13 protein-coding genes are annotated in these 15,708 nt (G+C 70.6%); 8 read left to right on the forward strand and 5 right to left on the reverse strand.

The features are described from left to right. Positions 1-21: 21 nt before the first annotated feature. Genes RPX00_RS26685 through RPX00_RS26700 form a run of 4 tightly spaced genes read left to right on the forward strand, consistent with a single transcriptional unit; the run spans position 22 to position 3,358 of the window. Positions 22-624 (forward strand): PucR family transcriptional regulator ligand-binding domain-containing protein, encoded by a 603-nt coding sequence (locus tag RPX00_RS26685; protein WP_406629412.1) that lies wholly within the window; start codon positions 22-24, stop codon positions 622-624. Continuing rightward, the gene (locus tag RPX00_RS26690) at positions 558-1,505 is read left to right on the forward strand and encodes a PucR family transcriptional regulator (protein ID WP_406629414.1); all 948 of its coding nucleotides are present in this window, start codon (positions 558-560) and stop codon (positions 1,503-1,505) included. Before RPX00_RS26685 ends, RPX00_RS26690 begins: the two co-directional genes overlap by 67 nt. A gap of 60 nt (positions 1,506-1,565) precedes the next feature. Beyond that, positions 1,566-2,237: a response regulator transcription factor gene (locus RPX00_RS26695; RefSeq protein WP_009075614.1), complete on the forward strand. Its 672-nt coding sequence runs from the start codon at positions 1,566-1,568 to the stop codon at positions 2,235-2,237. Beyond that, on the forward strand, positions 2,234-3,358 hold the full coding sequence (locus RPX00_RS26700; RefSeq protein WP_406629417.1) for a sensor histidine kinase: 1,125 nt from the start codon (positions 2,234-2,236) through the stop codon (positions 3,356-3,358). The genes RPX00_RS26695 and RPX00_RS26700 overlap by 4 nt, the downstream gene beginning before the upstream one ends. A gap of 184 nt (positions 3,359-3,542) precedes the next feature. On the opposite strand, the gene RPX00_RS26705 is transcribed toward RPX00_RS26700, so the two are convergent. Next, complete coding sequence (locus tag RPX00_RS26705; protein WP_406629419.1) at positions 3,543-4,460, reverse strand: LysR substrate-binding domain-containing protein; 918 nt, start codon at positions 4,458-4,460, stop codon at positions 3,543-3,545. A 93-nt stretch (positions 4,461-4,553) separates the two neighbouring features. Here RPX00_RS26705 and RPX00_RS26710 point away from each other — a divergent pair, with 93 nt between their 5' ends. Together RPX00_RS26710 and RPX00_RS26715 are read left to right on the forward strand one after the other, a co-directional pair. Further along, entirely contained in the window at positions 4,554-5,606 is a 1,053-nt protein-coding gene (locus RPX00_RS26710) for an MBL fold metallo-hydrolase (RefSeq protein ID WP_406629420.1), read from the forward strand. A gap of 2 nt (positions 5,607-5,608) precedes the next feature. Further along, positions 5,609-6,925, forward strand: a complete 1,317-nt coding sequence (locus RPX00_RS26715; RefSeq protein WP_406629422.1) for an MFS transporter — start codon at positions 5,609-5,611, stop codon at positions 6,923-6,925. 58 nt (positions 6,926-6,983) lie between these two features. Here RPX00_RS26715 and RPX00_RS26720 read toward each other — a convergent pair whose 3' ends face one another. The 4 genes from RPX00_RS26720 to RPX00_RS26735 form a co-directional block, all read right to left on the reverse strand. Further along, the gene (locus RPX00_RS26720; RefSeq protein WP_406629424.1) at positions 6,984-8,135 is read right to left on the reverse strand and encodes a DDE-type integrase/transposase/recombinase; all 1,152 of its coding nucleotides are present in this window, start codon (positions 8,133-8,135) and stop codon (positions 6,984-6,986) included. A gap of 156 nt (positions 8,136-8,291) precedes the next feature. Then, on the reverse strand, positions 8,292-9,893 hold the full coding sequence (locus tag RPX00_RS26725) for a PHP domain-containing protein (protein ID WP_406629426.1): 1,602 nt from the start codon (positions 9,891-9,893) through the stop codon (positions 8,292-8,294). Between the two features lie 143 nt (positions 9,894-10,036). Further along, a complete protein-coding gene (locus tag RPX00_RS26730; RefSeq protein WP_406629427.1) occupies positions 10,037-12,145 on the reverse strand; it encodes a 3-hydroxyacyl-CoA dehydrogenase NAD-binding domain-containing protein in 2,109 nt (702 codons plus the stop codon). Then, positions 12,145-13,344 carry a thiolase family protein gene (locus tag RPX00_RS26735; RefSeq protein ID WP_406643101.1) on the reverse strand — a complete coding sequence of 400 codons (1,200 nt, stop codon included), beginning with the start codon at positions 13,342-13,344 and terminating at the stop codon, positions 12,145-12,147. The genes RPX00_RS26730 and RPX00_RS26735 overlap by 1 nt, the downstream gene beginning before the upstream one ends. 206 nt (positions 13,345-13,550) lie before the next feature. Between RPX00_RS26735 and RPX00_RS26740 the strand changes: the two genes are divergently transcribed. Then, positions 13,551-14,612, forward strand: a complete 1,062-nt coding sequence (locus tag RPX00_RS26740; RefSeq protein ID WP_406629428.1) for a tetratricopeptide repeat protein — start codon at positions 13,551-13,553, stop codon at positions 14,610-14,612. Between the two features lie 25 nt (positions 14,613-14,637). Next, on the forward strand, positions 14,638-15,702 hold the full coding sequence (locus RPX00_RS26745) for a tetratricopeptide repeat protein (RefSeq protein ID WP_406629430.1): 1,065 nt from the start codon (positions 14,638-14,640) through the stop codon (positions 15,700-15,702). Positions 15,703-15,708: the final 6 nt, after the last annotated feature.

Genomic DNA, 15,708 nt, shown 5'->3' on the forward strand with positions numbered 1-15,708 from the left:
CTTCGCCGACGATTGGTTGAAATGACCCAGCAGGACGTGCTGTTGCCCGCGGAGGTGACAGTTCCACTACGCACCGTCGCGGGCAACCCGGAGCTGGCGCTCGACGTCGTGCCCGAAACGCTGCGCCCGGGCGCGCTGGACCGGCCGGTGCGCTGGGCGCACGTGAGCGAACTGGCCGACCCCGCGCCGTACCTGGTGGGTGCCGAACTCGTGCTCACTGCGGGCGTGAACCTGCCGAAGGACGCCGACCGCTACGTACGCGGACTACGCGACGCAGGCGTCACCGCGCTCGGCTTCGGCCTCACGCCGACGGTCTCGGAAGCCCTGCCGCCTTCGCTGCGCGACGCCTGCGCGGAGCACGGTCTGCCGCTACTGGTGGTTCCGCCCGCGACGCCGTTCTTGGCGATCAACCGTGCCGTCGCGGTCGCTCTCGCCGAAGCAGGGCGGCATGAAGAACGACGGCTATCCGAAGGCCGCGAAGCGCTTACGCGAGCCGCAAGCGGCGGCTTGGGGAGCTGGTTGCCGCTCTCGCCGGACGGCTGCGCGGCTGGGTCGCGATGGTGGGCGCTGGGGACGTGCTGGCCGCGGGCTACGACGCACCGCAGCCGTTGCCGTCGCCAGTGAAGGAATTGCTCGCGACCCTGCGCTCTCGCTCCGGAATCCGCATCGCCTCCACCGAATTGCCCGACGGCACCCACGTGGTCGCGCAGCCGGTGTACCCCCAAGCGACCGCCGCGCATCTGGTCGTAGTCGGCCGGGCGCAACGGTTCGACAGCGGAGACCGGGCGATCCTCGCCGTCGGCGCGGCGCTGCTGGGCCTGGTCGGCCGGGCCGGATCGGACAGCGCGGAACTCGGCGCCGCAGCCACGGCGTTGCTGCTCGGCAGCCCCGGCGCGGACGCACTCACCGGAGTGGTCGGCAGCGATCAGGCCCGGCTCGTCGCCGGAGTCGCCCATCGAAAGGGCCCGGACGCACTCGCCCGGCGCCCGGACTGGCTGCGCGCCCGCCTCGACACCCCGCTGGTCCAGGTCCTGCCCGGCCCCCGGTTCTACGCCATCGCCCACGAGCTTGGCGACCTGGACGGCCTCCTCGAACACGGCTGGCTCGCGGTGGCCAGCACCCCGCATCTCGCCGCCGACCTGCCCGCCGCCGTCGCGGAAACCGAACTGCTGCTAGCCCGCGCCCGCGCGCTGTCCCGTCCGCTGGCCGCGAGCGCCGATCCGCTCGGCTTCGACGAACTGATCCCGCCCGCCGCGGCCGGCGCGTTCGCCGAACGCCTGCTCGCCCCGCTGCGGGAGCTGGACCGCGCACACGGCCGCGAACTGGTGCCGACCCTGCGGACCTGGCTGGCGCACCACGGCAGCTGGGACCGCACCGCCGCCGAGCTTGGCGTGCACCGCAACAGCGTGCGGCACCGGATCGGACAGGTCGAGCGCGCGCTGGACGTCCGGCTGGCCGACCCGGAAACGCGAATGCGGCTGTGGTTCGCGTTGCGGTGGGGGTGAAACGCGAGTGTCCAATCAGGCTTCTCAGGTGCTCTCAGGAAACTATGGGATTGTGGTCTGGTGCGAGTTCTGGTAGTCGAAGACGAAGAGCCGTTGGCCGACGCGATCGCCCGCGGGCTGCGGCGGGAGGGCATGGCCGTCGACATCGCGCTCACGGGCGACGACGGGCACGAGAAGTCGTCCGTCACGCGGTACGACGTGGTGCTGCTCGACCGCGACCTGCCCGGGATGTCCGGCGACGACCTGTGCCGCGAGATCGTGACGTCCGGCGAGCTGACGCGAGTGCTGATGCTGACCGCGAGCAGTTCGGTGTCCGACCGGGTGGACGGGCTGTCGCTGGGCGCGGACGACTATCTCGCCAAGCCGTTCGCCTTCCCGGAGCTGGTCGCGCGCGTGCGGGCGCTGGGCCGCCGCGCCACGCCCGCCGCTCCGCCGCTGCTCACCGCGGGCGACGTCGAGCTGGACCCGGCGAAGCGCACCGTCCGGCGCGCGAGCGGGCCGGTCGAGCTGACCCGCAAGGAGTTCGGCGTGCTCGAGGTGCTGCTGTCCGCGGGCGGGTCCGTGGTCAGCAGCGAGGAATTGCTGGAACGGGTGTGGGACGAGAACGCCGACCCGTTCACCACCACCGTCCGGGTGACCGTGATGACCTTGCGCAAGAAGCTCGGCGAACCGGGCATCATCGAGACCGTGGTCGGCTCGGGCTACCGGGTGTCGGTCGCCGGCTCCGAGTGAGGCTTCCCGGTACCCGCAGCCTGCGGGTGCGCGTCACCGTCCTGGCGACCGTCCTGGTCGCCGCGGCGGGGCTGTTGCTGCTGTGGCTCGCGTGGACGCTCGTCGGCGACGCGGTCGACGCCGTGCCGCACATGCCGCCGGGCACGATCGTGCGGGTCGACGGCGTCGACGTGGACGCGTCCACGCTCGCGCAGCATCTGCGCAGCCACGCGGTCACCCGGGTGCTGATCTTCGGGTCGCTGGCGTTCTTTTTCGTGGTGGCCGCGGCGGCGATCCTGGCCTGGACGTTCACCTCCCGCGTGCTGCGCCCGCTGCGCGAGATCGCAGGCACGGCGCAACGGCTGTCGATCGAGTCGATGGGGGAGCGCATCGGCGAGATCCGCTCGCGCGACGAACTCGCCGAACTGGCCAGGACCTTCGACGACATGCTCGACCGGCTGCAGGACGCGTTCGATTCGCAGCGGCATTTCGTGGCCAACGCGAGCCATGAATTGCGCACCCCGCTGTCGGTGATCCGCACCGAACTGGACGTGACGCTGTCCGACGAACACGCCGACGAGGCCGAGTTCCGCCGGATGGCCGGGGTCGTGCTGGACGCGACGAACCGGGCGGGGCAGCTGGTGAATTCGCTGCTGCTGCTGGCTCGCACCGACGGAGCTGGGCTCGTGACGCGGGAACTGGTGGACCTGACCGTGCTCGTGGAACGGGCGTGGTCCGCCGTCCGCGGCGAGGCCGAACAACGGGGCCTGCGCGCGGATTTCACGATGCAGCCGTCCCCGGCGATCGGGGATCCCGCTCTGCTGGAACGGATCGCGGGAAACCTGGTCGAAAACGCGGTGCGGCACAACGTCGACGGCGGCTGGATCGAGGTGACGACCGAACCGGGCGCGCACTGGTCGACGCTGCGCGTGCGCTCGTCCGGCGGCCTGCTGGACCCGGCGGCGGTGCCGGAACTGTTCCAGCCGTTCCGCCGCGCGGGGGTAGCCAGGACGGCGCGTTCCGGTGCGGGGCTGGGATTGTCGATCGTGCGGGCGGCGGTCCAGGCGCACGGCGGGACGGTGTCGGCGGAGCCGGTGGTCGGGGGCGGGCTTGCGGTGACGGTGCGGCTGCCCACCGCGTAGCATCGCTGTTTCATGGGGCAAGAGCTGCGCGACGACAACGCGGAGGCGGCGGGGAACCGGACGCTCGGCGAGATCCAGGAAGCTTTCCGCGGGCTGCCGCCGATGGACAGCGCCGAATGGCATCGCGAGCGCGCCGCCGACGATGCTGTCTTCGGTCCGGACCGGGGGGCCTGGCCGACGGTCCTCATTGGACCGGACGCCCCGCCTCCCCGAACTCGCGGACGCAGAAGTCCGTGAGCGCCGTCAGCGCGGCCGTGGTCTGGCCGCCCCGGACGCGGGCGAGCACCACCGCGTTCTCCGGCAGGTCGTCGGAGATCCGCCGGTAGATCAGCGGCAGCCCGTCGTAAGTCCGGTCGCCGTGCGGTCTGCCCATCAGCACCGAATAGCCGAGCCCGCGCGCGACCATGGCCCGGATGGTCTCGACGTTGGCCATGCTCCAGCCGGCGACCGGCTCGACCCCCGCGTGCCGCATCAGGTTTTCGACCAGATCGCGGGCGGGGCGCAGGGAGGTCAGGATGGCGGGCTCGTCGCTGAGTTCCGCGAGGGCGATCTCGTCGCGGTTGGCGAGGCGGTGGTTCGCGGGCAGCATCAAGCGCAGCCGGACCGGGGCGATGCGTACGTGGTCCAGCCCGGGGCGCAGATGGGCGGAATACAGCAGGCACGCGTCGATGTCGCCGTCGGCGAGTTGCTGTTGCAGTTCGTCGGACGGGCCTTCGGCGATTTCCAGCCGCAGCGCGGGATGTTCGCGCGTGAAGTGCTCGATGATGCCGGGCAGCACCCACGGCGACAGCGTGGGGAAGCAGCCGATCCGCAGCGTGCCGACCAGTTCTCCGCGCATGACGTGCGCGGTGTCGCGCAGCCGTTCGGTCTCGGCGAGGATCGTGCGCGCCTGGTCCGCGGCGAGCCGTCCGGCGCGGGTGAGGGTGACCCCGGTGGCGCGCCTGCGCAAGGTCAGCTGGACGGCGAGGCTGGATTCGAGGTCGGTCAGGGCTTGCGAGACGGCGCCGGGCGAGACGTGCAGTGCCCGTGCCGCGTCGCTGATCGAGCCCTTTTCCGCCACCGCGACGAAGTACTGGAGCTGTCTGAGCGTGAGTTCCTTCATCACTTCTTCTTAAAAAGATCCGCATCTTTTATGGCTTTTCGCCGGGTTTCGAGCCTCCCATACTGAGCCGAAGTTCTCGACGCGGAGGTCTGAATGCAGCCAGCAACCCCAGGAACAGCCCAGCCGTACGTCGTCACGCTCGGCACCGCGGGCGGGCCGCGATGGTGGGGCTCCGGTCCCGGCCGCCGCCGTTCCGGCATCGCGACCGCGGTCGTGGTGGGCGACGCGGCGTACTTGGTCGACTGCGGGCAGGGCGCCGGGGAACAGCTGAGCCGGGCCGGCATCCCGCTCTCGTCGCTGCGCGGCATCTTCCTGACCCACCTGCACTCGGACCACACGGTCGAACTGGCCGCGCTGACCGTGTTCGGCTTCATGGCCATGCGGAATCCGCGTCAGCGGCCCCTTTCGATCCTCGGGCCGGGCAACCGCGGCGCGTTGCCGCCGGTGTCGCCGGTGGCGGAGACCGCGCCCCGCCCGGCGTTTCCGGACAACCCCACGCCGGGCACGTCCGAGCTGGTCACGACACTGCTGCGGGCCTTCGGCACGGACCTGACCGACCGCATGCTCGACTCGCTGCGGCCGTCCCCGCTCAGTCTCTTCACCGCCAGCGACATCGCCGTCCCCGAGCACCTCGGCTACCACCCGAACGACAACCCGTGCCCGGCCGCGGAGCCGTTCGAGATCTACCAGGACAAACTGGTGCGGGTCACCGCGACGCTGGTGCAGCATCCGCCGGTCGCGCCCGCGTTCGCGTTCCGGTTCGACACCGGCGCGGGGTCGGTCACGATCTCCGGCGACACGACGTACTGCCCGAACCTGGTGCGGCTGGCCGAGGACACCGATCTGCTGCTGCACGAAGCGATCGACTTCGACTGGGTCGAGCGAAGCTACCTCGACGAGGACCCGCGCATCGCGCTGGCGGCGAAGCAACACCACCACAAGTCGCACAGTTCGCCGCGGCAAGCCGGGCAGGTGGCCGCCGAGGCGGGCGCGCGAGCCTTGGCGCTGCACCACCTCGTCCCCGGCGACGCGGACCCGTCGGTCTGGCGCGCCGCGCGGGACACCTACGCGGGCCCCGTCCTGGTGCCCGACGACTTGCAAGTGATCAGTTTCGCCCGTGTCCCGCAGCCCGTCGGCGAAGCGTGATCATGACTACGCCCCAAGAAACGACCGCGAGTACCGCCGCCGATCAGCTCGGCAGCCGTCACCTGCGACGAGTCCTGTTGTCCAGTTTTCTGGGCAGTGCCATCGAATTCTACGATTTCGTGCTCTACGCGACCGCCGCCGCGATCGTGTTCGGGCACGTGTTCTTCACCGGGCTGGGACCGGGGCTCGCGGCGTTCGCCTCGTTCGGCACGCTCGCAGCGGGCTACATCGCCCGGCCACTCGGCGGAATCGTCTTCGGGCACTTCGGGGACCGCATCGGCCGCAAACGCGTGCTCGTGGTGTCGATGCTGGCGATGGGCCTCGCCACCACGATGATCGGCCTGCTCCCGTCGAGCGCGCAGATCGGCGCGGCCGCCCCGGCGGCGCTGATCGTGCTGCGGGTGCTGCAGGGCTTCGCCGTCGGCGGCGAATGGGGCGGGGCGATGACCATCGCGCTCGAACACGCTCCCGGCGGCAAACGCGGGTTCGCGGCGAGTTTCGCCAACCTCGGCGGCCCGGCGGGCGCGGTGCTGGCCAGCGGCGCGGTGACGCTCGCCAGCCTGCTGCCGGACCGGAGTTTCCTCAGCTGGGGATGGCGGATCCCGTTCCTGCTCAGCATCGTGCTGGTCGGGGTCGGGCTGTGGGTGCGGTCCTCGGTCGAGGAAAGCCCGTTCTTCCAGCGGGTCCAGGCCGAGGCCGAGAAGCGGCGGATGCCGCTGGCGGAGGTCTTCGCCGGATACTCCCGCCAGGTCGTCCTCGGCCTGTTCGCGGGGCTGGCCATGTTCGGCATGATGGGGATCGCCACGATGTGGGCGGTCAATTTCGCGGTGGACCACGGGGCCAGCCGCACCGGCGTGCTCAACGCCAAGACCTGGGCCGCGGTCGTCATGTTCGCCGCGACCGTGGCCAGCGCCCGGCTGTCGGACCGGGTCGGCCGCAAACCGGTGATGATCGCCGGGGTCGTCGCCATGATGGCGTTCGCCTTCCCGATGCTGCAGCTGGTCGGCAGCGGATCGGCGCTCGCCTACGCCGTCGCGGTGGCGGTCGGGCAGGGGCTCCAGGGCGTCGTCCTGGGTCCGTACGCGGCGTTCCTCGCCGAACTGTTCCCGACGCGCGTGCGGTTCACCGGGGCTTCCCTGTGCTACCAAGGGGCTTCGACGCTGTGGGCGGGCTTCACCCCGGCGATCGCGACCAGTCTCGTGCTCGCGGCGGGCGGCGGGACGACGTTGTTGGGCGCGGTGTGGATCGGTGCGCTGGCGCTGTGTCTCGTGGCGGTGCTGTGCAGTCGCGAGGGGCGGGCGCGAGAGCTGCCATCGTGAGTGGCAATCCCGGTTAGAACCGGGTGTGCTGTCTCAGGACCTCATGGACAGATGTGTTTCAGGACTTCGTGGACGGTTTCTGGTTGGTGAGGCGTTGGTAGCGTACTGATCTGTCGAGGGTGAGCTGGCGGGCGAGGGTGTCGCCGATCATCACGGTGACGCGGTCGTTTTGCCAGTAGACGGTGGCGGTGCGCCCGGCCCATTGGCGTCCGAGGACGATGGAGCAGCCGGAGAAGGCGATGACGCCGGTGGCGGAGACGGGGCGGGCGGTGACGCCGCTGGGCCGGCGGGGGCCGGTGGTGGGGGCGGCTTTGGGCCGGGCGTCGTAGCGTTGCCGGGGTGTCTGGCCGTCGAGGCTTTGGTGGCGGCGGTTGTTGTAGACGTTCTGGTAGTCGTCGAGAAGCTGTTGCAGGGCGGGGAGCGTGTCGGCGGGGGGCCGGGCGGCGAGCCATTTCTGCAGGGTCTGGTGGCTGCGTTCGTCTTTGCCGCAGGTCTGCGGGTGGCGGGGGCTGGAGGCGATGGCGGTGATCCCTCGCTCGGCGAGGCGGCGTTCGGTCTCGACCATCCGGCCGCGGTGTTTGCCGGAGAAAGCGAGCCCGTTGTCGGACAGGATTCTCACGGGCAGGCCGTGGCCGGCGAAGGCCTGTCGCAACGCGGCCCAGGTGTCGGCGCTGTTCTCGCTGGCCGCGGCGTGGCAGCCGATGCTGAGGCGGGAGTGGTCGTCGAGGATCTGGATGATGCAGACTTTCGTGCCGTCGGCCAGGCAGTGCTCCATGCCGTCGATCTGCCAGCAGCCATTGGGGTCGGCGTACTCGAACCGCCGCCGCGTTTTCGGTTTCTTGCGGGGCTGCGGGACGATCTGCCCGCGGGCGCGCAGGATCCGGTAGACCGAGGACTGCGACGGCGGCGGGACGAGCCCGGCGTCCTCCAGCCGCCAGCGGATCGAGATCGGCCCGTTGTCCAGTCCCTCGTCGGCGAGTTCCTTGCGGGCCCGCAGCACCGCCTCGGCCACCGATGCCCCGAACGCGGTCGGGCGGCGGTGCGGGGCGGTGCTGCGGCGGGTGAACCCGTCCGCGCCCTCGGCCCGGAACCGGGCCACGTACTTGTAGAAGGTGTCCCGGGACAGGCCGTGCCCGCGGCAGAACCGCGCCACGTTGACCCTCTCGCCGTGAGCGACCCGGGCGACCGCGGAGACGAACTCAGGATCCATCGAAAACCCTGCTCTGCCCATCGCCGCATGATCACCACAACAACCCTGGCCACCACACCGACAGGCCGGTCAGTGTCCGCGAAGTCCTGAAACATCAACTGTCGGCGATGTCCTGAAACTCAACACCCGGTTAGAACCGGGATTGCCCCTCACGACCTACCGGACGTCCACGAACGTCGGATTCCCGTACAGCCACAGGTCTTCGTACGGATCAGCCTGCCCGATCACGTCCATCGCCGGCTCGATCCCGCCCGCGACGTGCCGCTTCCCGTCCGTCCCGCGCACCCGCACGTAGAACGGCTCCCGCACGTTGCGGAACGTGTGCTTGAACATCACCCGCCGACCCGCGTAACCACGCGACGGCGTGAACGACTCGACCACTCGCGTACCCGGCGCAGTCATCGAGTCGCGGTCCGCCGCCGGGCCGGTCACCGGGCCCGAGATCAGGTCCAGGCGGCCGAGGCGCGGCACCGAACCCGAGCCGTTGGGCCGGTACGCCGTCACCGCCGAAACGACGACCGTCACCGTCGAGCCGCGGCGTACGCGCAGCCGTCCGCCGAACGTCGCGCATTCGCCGCCGCCGTAAACGCCGATTTCCAGATGCTGTACCAAACCGCCGTGGGACAACCAGATCCGCCCCGCGCGCAGACCTTCCAGCACGCCGTCGAAAGTCGGCCGCCGCACACCGACCACGGTGCGGCTGAACTCGCCGGGGTAGAAATCCGCGTACGGCGCGGACAATTGCGGGACCCCGCTGTCGACCGGGTCCGGGTACTTGCCGGTCTGCTCGTACCAGCCGTCCGGCACCGCGGGCCGCACCAGGTGGTCGCCGCGGTTGTAGTGCGAGTCGGAGTTCGTGGTGATCCACCACGGTTTTCCTTCGGCCAGCAGGGAATCCCAGAGCCCGCCGACCTTCGCGGCGGTCCAGTCCCAGCCGCCGAAGGTCCGGTACGCCTCGGCCGGGAAGCCGGGCCACGAGTTCGCGCCGGGGTCGTTGGCGTAGCCGCCCCGCGCGCCGCCATTGCCTTGCGGCTTGGGGAATCCGTCGGCCTGCGCGCCGGGCGCGCCCTCCATGCCGATCACGATTCCGGGCGCGGTGTCGCGGTAGTTGCGCAGTTCGTGCGGCGACACGCGGCCGTTGCGCAGCGGGTGGTTGATCAGCACGACCGGCGCGTGGATCCGGCGGGTGCGCTCCTGTTCGGCGAGCCACCGCAAACCCTTGAGCGTCAGCTCTTCGTGCTCCGGGCTGGACGATTCGGAACCGGTGAGCCGCCAGTCGAAACTCCGCTCGAACTCGCGCAGCACGCTCGCCTGGTCGCGTCCGGCCTGGAAGAACAGCGTGGCGTGCTCCGCGCCCGGCACGTTCCACTCCATGCCTTGCCACAGCAGCAGATCCGGATGCCTGCGCTGCGCGGCGACCACGTCGCGGCTGGTCGGCTCCACCGACGACTTCTCGTGCGTGGCGTGCCCGTGATCAGTGAAGACGACCCACTTCGCGCCGTGCTCGCGCGCACCGGCCGCGATCCGGTCGATGGTGTACATCGCGTCGTACGAGTACTGGCTGTGCGTGTGGTGATCGCCGGCGACCCACTGGTAGCGGCGGCCGAACAACCAGTCGAGATCAATGCCCAGATCGAGGCCCGCCGCGTCCGCCTGACCCGGCGCCAGCACCGGTGCCCCGGCCGCGACCGCGCCGGCCAGCCCCGCGCGCTTGAAGAATCCGCGACGGCCGACGCCGCCCGGGTTCGTGCTGTTCATCCTGCTCCTGACCTGCTCGAAAGATTCGGCAGGACGCTATGGGGCAGCGGTGAACGGCGGGGGCCCGGAAGATAACGGATCCGCCCGGTGTGTGCCGGTTCACGGCGGAGCCGCCCCGCGGACAGGGCGGCTCCGCCGGAGGCTTACGCCGGGACCGAAGCGACGCCCTTGGAGAGGAACGGCTTGCCGTTGACCCGCTCCGAGACGCCCGCGCGGTCGAGGTACGGCGTGATGCCGCCCAGCCAGAACGGCCAGCCCGCGCCGAGGATCAGGCACAGGTCGATGTCCTGGGCCTCCGCGACCACGCCCTCGTCGAGCATGATCCGGACCTCTTCGGCGATCGCGTTCAGCGCGCGGTCGCGGACCTGCTCGGCAGTGGATGGCTGGTCGCCCTGCTTCCACAGTTCGGCGACCTCCGGGTCGACCGACGGCGTGCCGGTCGCGTCCCAGGTCCAGACGCCCTTCTTGCCCGCCTTCACGAACTTGTCCAGGTTCTCGCTCACCGTGAAGCGGTCCGGGAACGAGCCGTGCAGCGTCTCGCCGACGTGCAGCGCGATCGCCGGGCCGACGAGCTGCATCAGGTTCAGCGGCGACATCGGCAGGCCGAGCGGCTCCAGCGCGGAGTCGGCCACGTCGAACGGCGTGCCCTCGTCCACCGCCACCAGCACCTCGCCGAGGAACCGCAGCAGGAGCCGGTTCACGACGAACGCGGTCGCGTCCTTCACCAGCACGCTCGACTTCTTCAGCTGCTTGCCGACCGAGAACGCGGTGGCCAGCGCCGCGTCGTCGGTCTTCTCGCCGCGCACGATCTCCAGCAGCGGCAGCACGGCGACCGGGTTGAAGAAGTGGAAGCCGACCACGCGCTCCGGGTGCTGGAGCTTCGAGGCCATCGCGGTGATCGACAGCGACGAGGTGTTCGTGGCCAGGATCGCCTCGGGGGAGACGTGCTGCTCCAGCTCGGCGAACACCTGCTGCTTCACGCCCAGCTCTTCGAACACGGCCTCGATCACGAAGTCCGCGTCGGCGAACGCGGCCTTGTCGAGCGAGCCGGTGACCAACGCCTTCAGCCGGTTCGCGCCGTCCGGGGACACGCGCTTCTTGGCGAGCAGCTTGTCGATCTCTTCGTGGACGTACGCGACGCCCTTGTCGATCCGCGCCTGGTCGACGTCGGTGAGCACCACCGGCACCTTGAGGCGGCGCACGAACAGCAGCGCCAGCTGGCTGGCCATCAGGCCCGCGCCGACGATGCCGACCTTGTTCACCTTGCGCGCCAACGCCTTGTCCGGCGCGCCGGCCGGTCGCTTGGCCCGCTTGTTGACCAGGTTGAACGAATACAGCCCGGCGCGCAGCACGTCCGACATCAGCAGCTCGGCGAGCCCGTCGGTCTCCGCCGCGTAGCCGCGGTCGAGGTCGTTCTCCCGCGCCAGCTCCAGCAGCTCGACGGCCTTGGTCGCGCCCGGCGACGCACCGTGCGTGCGACCGTCCACGATGGACTTGGCGCGCGCGATCGCCGCGTCCCACTCCGCGCCGCGGTCGATTTCCCGGCGGGCCGGGGTGATTTCGCCGTTGACCACCTTGGCCAGCCACAGCAGCGACTGCTCCAGGTAGTCCGCGGAACCGAAGACCTCGTCGACGATGCCGAGTTCGGCGGCCTTGCGCACGTTCAGCATCTTGTTCTGCGCCAGCGCGTTCTCGATGATCACGGTGACGGCGGCGTCCGGTCCGATCAGGTTCGGCAGCAGCTGCGTGCCGCCCCAGCCCGGGAACAGGCCGAGGAAGACCTCGGGGAACGCGATCGCCGCGGTGTTCTCCGACAGCGTCCGGTAGTGGCAGGACAGCGCGAGTTCGAGCCCGCCGCCCATCACCGCGCCGTTGACGAACCCGAAGGTCGGGATCTTCGACTCGGTGAGCCTGCGGAACACGTCGTGCCCGGTCTGCGCGATCTCCCTCGCCAGCTTCGGGTCCGACACCGCCTCGACGCCGGAAAGGTCCGCGCCGACGGCGAAGATGAACGGCTTGCCGGTGACCGCGATCGCGGCGGGCTCGGCGGCGAACGCCTCGTCCAGCGCGGCGTTCAGCGACACGAGACCCTGCGGGCCGAAGGTGTTCGGCCGGGTGTGGTCGTGGCCGTTGTCCAAAGTGATCAGTGCGACCGGCTTGTCCAGCCCCGGAACCTTGACCAGGTTCGTGACCGCGTTGGTCACGACCTCGTCCGGGAACGCGGCCTTCGCCTCTTCAGCGGTGAAAGTCATTACTTCGCCCCCTCAGAGCCGTTGTAGGCCGGGTTCTCCCAGATCACGGTGCCGCCCATGCCGATGCCGATGCACATCGTGGTGAGGCCGTAGCGCACGTCGGGGCGCTCGGCGAACTGGCGCGCCAGCTGCGTCATCAGCCGCACGCCGGAGGAGGCCAGCGGGTGCCCGCACGCGATCGCGCCGCCCCACTGGTTGACCCGCGGGTCGTCGTCGGCGATGCCGAAGTGGTCGAGGAACGCGAGCACCTGCACCGCGAACGCCTCGTTGATCTCGAACAGCCCGATGTCCTCAATGGACAGACCGGTGCGCTTGAACAGCTTCTCGGTGGCCGGCACCGGGCCGATGCCCATGACCTCCGGCTCGACGCCGGCGAACGAGTAGCCGACCAGCCGCATCCCGATCGGCAGGCCCAGCTCGCGCGCGGTGTCCTCGTCGGCGAGGATCGCGGCGGTGGCGCCGTCGTTCAGACCGGCCGCGTTGCCCGCGGTGATCCGTCCGTGCGGACGGAACGGCGTCTTCAGCTTCGCCAGCTGCTCGACGGTCGTGCCCGGGCGCGGCGGCTCGTCCTCGGTCGCGAGGCCCCAGCCGAGTTCCTTGCTCCGGGTGGCGACCGGAACCAGCTCCGGCCCGATCTTGCCGGTCTTGACCGCCTCGGCGTACTTTTCCTGGCTGCGCGCGGCGAACGCGTCCGTGCGCTCCTTGGTGATCTCCGGGAACCGGTCGTGCAGGTTCTCGGCGGTCTGGCCCATCACGAGCGCGGTCGGGTCGACCAGCTTGTCCGCGACGATCCGCGGGTTCGGGTCGACGCCCTCGCCCATCGGATGGCGTCCCATGTGCTCGACGCCGCCGGCGATGGCGATGTCGTACGCGCCGAAGCCGATGCCGCTCGCGGTGGTGGTCACCGCGGTCATCGCGCCCGCGCACATCCGGTCGATCGCGAAGCCCGGCACGGACTTCGGCAGCCCGGCGAGCAGCGCGGCGGTGCGGCCGATGGTCAGGCCCTGGTCGCCGATCTGCGTCGTCGCGGCGATCGCCACCTCGTCCACGCGCTCGGGCGGCAGCTCCGGATGCCGCCGCAGCAGCTCGCGGATGGCGTTGACGACGAGGTCGTCCGCCCGGGTCCCGGCGTACATGCCCTTGTCGCCCGCCTTGCCGAAGGGCGTGCGTACCCCTTCGACGAAGACGACATTGCGCACCCCTCGCGCGGTGGGCGCGAGCGGCGGCGTTGCTGGTGCGGCCACGAATGCTCCTGAAGTCGAGAGTGTTCCTGTTCCGCACCCTAGCCCTTGTTACCCGTGGGTAACCAGTGCAGTGGCCCGGTCGAGTGGGGGACGGCACACTCCCGGGGCAGGAGTGGCATGGGGCACACTGGAGGAACGCGCCAACCGGATGGGGGACGGCAATGGGGCTTTTCCGGGCGAACCCGGCGGCTGAACTGACTCGGCTGCGCAAGAAACTGGCGAAAGCCGCGGACCCGGATTCCCCGGAGAGCCTCGCGATGCGCCACCGGATCGGCCTGCTGCTGATCGAAGCCGGCGACTGGCCCGCGGCCGAGGAGCACTACACCGAACTGGCCGACGCCCAGGTGCGCGTCGAGGGAGAACAGCACCCGGGCACGCTCGGCGCGTGGCTGAACCTGGCGACGGCGAAGGCCGCGTTGGGCCAGGTCGAGGACGCGGTGCACCTCATGGAGTCCACAGTGGACATCTACGACGCGGTGTTTCCCGACGACCCGGCCACCATGCAGGCACAGCTGATGCTGTCCGAGATGTACTCGCTGTCCGGGGAGTACGACGGGGCGCTGGACGTGCTCAGCAAGCACCTGAACGCGTGCGTGGACAAGTTCGGGGAGTATCACGAGCAGACCATCGCGAGCGCTCGCCGAAAGGTGAGTGTGCTGCGGACGCTGGGCCGATACGACGAGGCCGCCGGCCTGAACTCCGGCCTCTCCCGAAAACCGCGAGACGACCACGAACGCGACCGAGCCGCCGCGGTCGGCCTGCTGATCCGAGCGGAGCGCGGCGCGGCGAAGGCGGTCCAGTACAAGGCAAGGGAACTCGCCGAGCAGTACCGCACGCCGGAGTTCGTCGAGGTGCTCGCCGCGGTGCTGCTGCGGGCCGGGGAACCCGCGGAGGCGGCGGAGCTGTACCGCGCCGTGCTGTCCGCACAACCGGCCGCGCAGCAGTGGGGCCCGGCCGGGGAACTGGCCCGCGCGTACCTGGAAAGCGGCCAGCTCGACGCGGCGGAGACGCTGGCGAGGGAACTCGTGTCAGCCGACGGCCTGCCAGACGGACATCCGCTGAAGCTCGGCTTCCGCGCGACGCTGGCGCGAGTCGCCCGGGAACGCGGCCGGGACGAGGAGGCGGACCGCGAGCTGGAGGCGGTCGCGGCGGGCTTGACCGAGGCGTTCGGGCCGAAGCATCCGGACGTTCTCGAGGTCGCTGGGTGGCTGAAGAAGGACTGAATCGCCGGGCGGGCAGACTGTCCAAGTGGGATTCTTCCGCTCGAAGCCAGAGCCGGCCGACGAGGTCGCCGCGCTGCGGGCCGCGCTCGCGAAGGCGCGTAACCCGACGAGCGTGCCGAACCTGCGCCGTCGGCTCTTGCTGGGCCAGTTGCTGCTCGAGAACGAGGACTGGTCAGCCGCGGAACAGCACTACGCGGATCTGGTACCCGCGTTGACGGAGACCTTCGGCCCGCGCGAGCCGAACACCCTTGCCGCGTGGGCGAATCTGGCGTGTTGTCAAACGGCGCAGGGCCGTCCGGCGGAGGCGATCCCGCTGCTGGAACGCACCGCCGAGCTGTTCGAGGAAACCTGGGGCGCGCGCCAGCCAGCCACGTTCAAGACCCAGCTTCTCCTCGCGGAAGCGTACGGCGTCGCAGCGCGGTACGAGGACGCGCTGGTGGTGCTGGACGCCCACATCGACTACTGCGCGGCCGAACTCGGCCCGGCGCACGCCCGGACGAAAGCCGGACGACGTCGGAAGGCCGCCATGCTGCGCGCGCTGGCCCGCTACGAGGCGGCCGAACGATTGCTGTCCGACGAGGATGCGCTCTGCGAGACCGACGAGCAACGAGACGCGGTCCGCGGAATCCTCTTGGTGGTGCGAGCCGAAATCGGAGACCCGGAGCCCGCGATCGCTCCGTTGCGCGAGCTGGTCGCGAGGCGGCCAGGGCTGGGGGAGTGCCTGGCGACCGTTCTCCTGAAGGCAGGGCAAGCGCCCGAGGCGGCCGACCTGCTCCGCCGGATCTTGAGCGAAGAGCGAGGCCGGAGCGCGCTGATCCTGCGCGGTACCTTCGCGCGAGCCTGCCTGGAGAGCTGCGACTTGGCCGAAGCCGAGCACTCCGCGCGAACCGTGCTGTCTGCCGAGGCCTGGCCAGCAGGACACCCGGTGCTGCTCGGCCTCCGCGCGACGCTGGCCCGCACCGCCGCCCGTCGGGGCGACCGGGCAGGTGCTGCCGCGGAGCTGGCGGCCGTGGTCTCCGGCCTCGAAGCAGTCCTCGGCGAAGACCATCCGCAGACCGTCCAGGCAGCCGGATGGTTGAAAAAGTGCTGACGGCCG

It is taken from the genome of Amycolatopsis sp. WGS_07, from assembly GCF_045278895.1.
In the GTDB taxonomy this organism is placed as follows: Bacteria; Actinomycetota; Actinomycetes; order Mycobacteriales; family Pseudonocardiaceae; genus Amycolatopsis.

Bases quoted from the DNA above. Each gene is read 5' to 3' on its own strand.
- RPX00_RS26685 (WP_406629412.1), top strand. From the start codon at position 22: ATGACCCAGCAGGACGTGCTGTTGCCCGCGGAGGTGACAGTTCCACTA.
- RPX00_RS26690 (WP_406629414.1), top strand. From the start codon at position 558: ATGGTGGGCGCTGGGGACGTGCTGGCCGCGGGCTACGACGCACCGCAG.
- RPX00_RS26705 (WP_406629419.1), bottom strand. From the start codon at position 4,460: ATGAAGGAACTCACGCTCAGACAGCTCCAGTACTTCGTCGCGGTGGCG.
- RPX00_RS26710 (WP_406629420.1), top strand. From the start codon at position 4,554: ATGCAGCCAGCAACCCCAGGAACAGCCCAGCCGTACGTCGTCACGCTC.
- RPX00_RS26715 (WP_406629422.1), top strand. From the start codon at position 5,609: ATGACTACGCCCCAAGAAACGACCGCGAGTACCGCCGCCGATCAGCTC.
- RPX00_RS26720 (WP_406629424.1), bottom strand. From the start codon at position 8,135: ATGGATCCTGAGTTCGTCTCCGCGGTCGCCCGGGTCGCTCACGGCGAG.
- RPX00_RS26725 (WP_406629426.1), bottom strand. From the start codon at position 9,893: ATGAACAGCACGAACCCGGGCGGCGTCGGCCGTCGCGGATTCTTCAAG.
- RPX00_RS26730 (WP_406629427.1), bottom strand. From the start codon at position 12,145: ATGACTTTCACCGCTGAAGAGGCGAAGGCCGCGTTCCCGGACGAGGTC.
- RPX00_RS26740 (WP_406629428.1), top strand. From the start codon at position 13,551: ATGGGGCTTTTCCGGGCGAACCCGGCGGCTGAACTGACTCGGCTGCGC.